Raw genomic sequence first — 4,288 nt, 5'->3', positions numbered from 1 at the left:
CGCCTATTTCAGCTTCACGGTGGTGCAGCAGATGGGCGTGCCGTGGCCGGTGGCGCTGGGGTGCGTGTTCCTGTCGGGCATCGCGTTCCTGATCTTGACGCTGACGGGGGTGCGCCAGCTGATCGTGGCGGTGATCCCGACACACCTGTTCGCCGCGGTGGCGGGGGGCATCGGGCTGTTCATCGGCTTCATCGGGCTGCGCAACGCCGGGATCATCGTCGCCAACCCGGCGACGCTGGTGGCGCTGGGCGACCTGACGCAGCCGGGCGCGATCCTGGCGCTGTTCGGCCTCGCGCTGATCGGGGCGCTGAGCGTGTGGAACGTGCGCGGGGCGATGCTGATCGGGATCGTCGCCACCACCGCCGTCGCCTGGATCGCGGGACAGGTGGTGATGAAGCCGGAGCCGTACAGCCTGTCGGCGCTGACTGGCACCGCGTTCAAGCTCGACCTGCCAGGCGTGTTCGGGCTGACCGGCAGCCATGGGCTGGGCCTCCTGGAAATCCTGTTCGTGTTCCTGTTCGTCGACCTGTTCGACAATCTAGGCACGCTGGTGGCGGTGACCAAGCGCGCGGGATTGATGGATGCGGCGGGGAAGATCCCGGGGCTGAACCGCATCCTGGTCACCGATGCGGTCGCCACCGTCGTCGGATCGATGGCGGGGACCAGCACCGTCACCAGCTATGTCGAAAGCGCCGCAGGGGTGCAGGCGGGCGGGCGCACCGGGCTGACCGCGGTGGTCACCGGCGTCCTGTTTCTCGCGACGATGTTCGTCGCGCCCTACGCCCAGCTGGTGCCGCTGGCCGCGACGGCGCCCGCGCTGATCGTGGTCGGCGGCCTGATGCTGCTGCCGGTGACGGAAGTGGCGTGGGAGGACCCGCTGGCGGCGATCCCGGCGTTCCTGACGGTGGCGATGATCCCGCTGACCTTCTCGATCGCCAACGGGCTGGCGTTCGGCATCGTCGCACATGCGGTGCTCAAGCTGCTGCGCGGCACGGCCACCCGGGGCGACTGGTTCCTGTTCCTGCTGGCGGCGCTGTTCGTCATCCGCTTCGCCTGGATGGGAGGGGCGGCATGATCCGGCGCATCCTGATCGCGGTCGCCGCGCTGATCGCCACACCCGCAGCGGCGCAACGGCTCGACGAGACGCCGCGCACCGTGGTGATGACCGCCTTCCCGCCGGAATGGGATGCCTTGGTCGGATCGGTGGAGCAGCCGCGCGAATATCGCATCAACGGCCTGACCTTCATGACCGGCACGATGGCGGGCAAGCCGGTGGTGCTGATGCAGAGCGCGGTCAGCATGGTCAATGCGGCGATGAACACGCAGCTGGTGCTCGACCGGTTCCGGGTGAAGCGGATCGTCTTTTCCGGGATCGCGGGCGGCGTCGACCCGCAGTTGTCGATCGGCGACGTGATCGTGCCGGAACACTGGGGCCAGTATCTGGAGGTGTCCTTCGCGCGGCAGACGCCCAAGGGCTGGGTCACGCCCGAGCCGGTCGATGCCGGCGCGCCCGCCAACTGGGGGATGATGTTCCCGCGCGGGGTGCGTGTCGGCAACGAGGCCGAACCGGCGGCGCGCCATTACCTGCTGAGCGTCGACCCGCAGTTGCTGGCGCTGGCGCGGCAGGTGGCGGGGCGCGTGACGCTGCGCCGGTGCGCGGATGCGGCGAAGGCGGCGTGCCTGGACCATCCACCGCAGATCGTCGTCGGGGGCACCGGGGTAAGCGCGGGTGTGTTCGCCGACAATGCGCAGTTCCGCACCTATCTGCACGATGCGTGGAAGGCGCGCGTGCTGGACATGGAAAGCGCCGCGGTGGTGCAGGTCGCCTATGCCAATCGCGTGCCGGCGGTGGTGTTCCGCAGCCTGTCGGATCTGGCGGGCGGGGACGAACATGCCAACCAGATGACGACGTTCATGGCGCTCGCCTCGGTCAATTCCGCCGATGTGGTGCGCGCGTTCGTCGCCGCGTTGCCGGATTGATCGCGATGCGGACCGTCACTGGCCGGCACGGGATCGTCAGCGCGCCGCATCATCTGGCGGCGGAGGCGGGGTGCGGGGTGCTGCGCGACGGCGGCAATGCGGCGGAGGCGTGCGTCGCGGTCGCCGCCACGCTGGCGGTGGTCTATCCGCACATGACCGGGATCGGCGGCGACGGGTTCTGGCTGATCGCGGAAGCCGACGGGCGCGTCCATGGCATCCACGGGTGCGGCGGCGCGGCGGCGGCGGCGGACCTGTCGCTCTATGCCGGGATGGCGACGGTGCCAACGCGCGGACCGCTGGCGGCGAATACCGTTGCCGGCACGATTTCGGCATGGGAAGCGGCGCTGGCGGGCGGCACGCTGCCGCTCGACCGGCTGCTGCGCGATGCGATCGACCATGCCGAACGGGGTGTCGCCGTCACGGCGGGCGGCGCGGCGATCGCGGCGGCGAAGGGCGCGGAATTGCGGGGACAGCCGGGCGCTTATGCCGCGATCTTCGAACCGGACGGCAGGCCGCTGGTGGCCGGCGACGTCCTGCGCCAGCCCGCGCTGGCCGCGACGCTGCGCACGCTGGCGGCGGACGGGCTGGACAGCTTCTATCGCGGCGATCTGGCGCGGCGGATCGCGGCGGATCTGGCGGCGCTGGGCAGCCCGGTGTCGGCGGACGATCTGGCGGCGCATCGTGCGACGCGGCCCGACCCGCTGAGCGTCGCGATCCGCGGCGCGACGCTGTGGAACAGCGCGCCGCCGACGCAGGGGATCGCGTCGCTGCTGATCCTCGCGCTGTTCGACCGGCTGGAAATCGACAGCGTCGACGACCTGCCGTTCGTCCACGGGCTGGTCGAGGCGACCAAGCAGGCGTTCCGCTGGCGCGACCGGCATTGCGGCGACCCGGCGCACATGAGCGAGGACGCACAGGCGCTGCTGGACGATGCCGCCGCGCTGGATGCGATGGCCGCGGCGATCGATCCCGCGCGCGCGCTGCCGTGGCCGCAGCCGCCGCAATGGGGCGACACCTGCTGGTTCGGCGCGGCGGACGCGCGCGGGCAGGTGGTGTCGTGCATCCAGTCGACCTATTTCGAATTCGGATCGGGCGTGGTGCTGCCCGACACCGGCATCACCTGGCAGAACCGCGGCAGCAGCTTTCGGCTGGCGGCGGCGGGGTGGAACGCGCTGAAGCCCGGGCGCAAGCCGTTCCATACGCTGAACCCCGCGCTGGCGCGGTTCGATGACGGGCGCGTCATGGCCTATGGCACGATGGGCGGGGAGGGGCAGCCGCAGACGCAGGGCGCCGTGTTCGCCCGCTATGCGCGCGGCGTCGATCTTCAGGATGCGATCTCGGCGCCGCGCTGGCTGCTGGGGCGTACCTGGGGCGAGGAGACGACCTCGCTCAAGCTGGAGGACGGATTCGCGCCCGACGTGTACGACGGGCTGGCAGCGGCGGGGCATCAGGTGGAGCGCGTCGGCGCGCCGACCGCGACGATGGGCCATGCCGGGGCGGTGGTGCGCCACGCCGACGGGCGGCTGGACGGCGCCACCGATCCGCGCAGCGACGGCGGCGTGGCGACATGGTGACCGGCCTGCACCCCGGCGGCGCGCGCGCGGTGGCGCGGTGCGATGTACTGGGTACCGTCCCCTATAGCGACACGCCGGACGGGCTGTATCGCGGATGGCTTTCCCCGGCGTGGCGGGTGACACAGACGTTGCTGGGTGACTGGATGGCGCTGGCCGGGATGACCGTGCGCCGCGACGGTGCGACCAATCTGATCGGCCGTTATGAGGGAATGCGCGACGGCCCGCCGCTGCTGATCGGCAGCCATATCGACAGCGTGCGCGATGCCGGCCGCTATGACGGGATGCTGGGCGTCACGCTGGCGATCGAATGCGCCGCGGCGCTGCACGCGCGCGGTAAGCGGATGCCGTTCCCGATCGAGGTGATCGCGTTCGGCGACGAGGAAGGATCGCGCTTCCCCGCGGCGATGCTGACCAGTCGCGCGGCGGCGGGGACGCTGGCGGCGGTGCCCGACATGGCCGATGCGGCGGGCGTGACGCTGGCCGATGCGCTGGCGGAGGCGGGGACGACTCCCGCCGCGCTGCTGGCCGCGCGCCACCCCGGCGCGCTCGCCTATCTGGAGGCGCATATCGAGCAGGGGCCGGTGCTGGAGGCCGAGGGGCTGGCACTGGGCGCGGTGACCGGGATCGCGGCGCAATTGCGCTTTTCCTGCTCCGTCACCGGGCAGGCGGGCCATGCCGGGACCAGCGCGATGCGACTGCGCCGCGACGCGTTGGCGGCGGCGGCGGAGATGGTG

The 4,288-nt window shown here is 71.6% G+C and carries 4 protein-coding genes; all 4 read left to right on the top strand.

The annotated features are described in order from the left end of the window. Positions 1 to 1,075 (top strand): NCS2 family permease (locus tag AX685_RS02890; protein ID WP_066485250.1); only part of this gene is annotated, 1,075 nt, incomplete at its 5' end. Then, entirely contained in the window at positions 1,072 to 1,980 is a 909-nt protein-coding gene (locus tag AX685_RS02885; protein WP_066485245.1) for a 5'-methylthioadenosine/S-adenosylhomocysteine nucleosidase, read from the top strand. The genes AX685_RS02890 and AX685_RS02885, both read left to right, overlap by 4 nt. Before the next feature lie 5 nt (positions 1,981 to 1,985). Beyond that, on the top strand, positions 1,986 to 3,554 hold the full coding sequence (locus AX685_RS02880) for a gamma-glutamyltransferase family protein (protein ID WP_197418464.1): 1,569 nt from the start codon (positions 1,986 to 1,988) through the stop codon (positions 3,552 to 3,554). Next, positions 3,548 to 4,288, top strand: a 741-nt coding sequence (locus AX685_RS02875; protein WP_156445633.1) for a hydantoinase/carbamoylase family amidase, incomplete at its 3' end; no start/stop codon positions are given. The genes AX685_RS02880 and AX685_RS02875, both read left to right, overlap by 7 nt.

The organism is Sphingomonas sp. CCH9-F2, assembly GCF_001556735.1.
Lineage (GTDB): Bacteria > Pseudomonadota > Alphaproteobacteria > Sphingomonadales > Sphingomonadaceae > Sphingomonas > Sphingomonas ginsenosidimutans.
The sequence above is the reverse complement of the archived record's forward strand: the minus strand, read 5'-3'. Positions and strand labels throughout refer to the sequence as shown.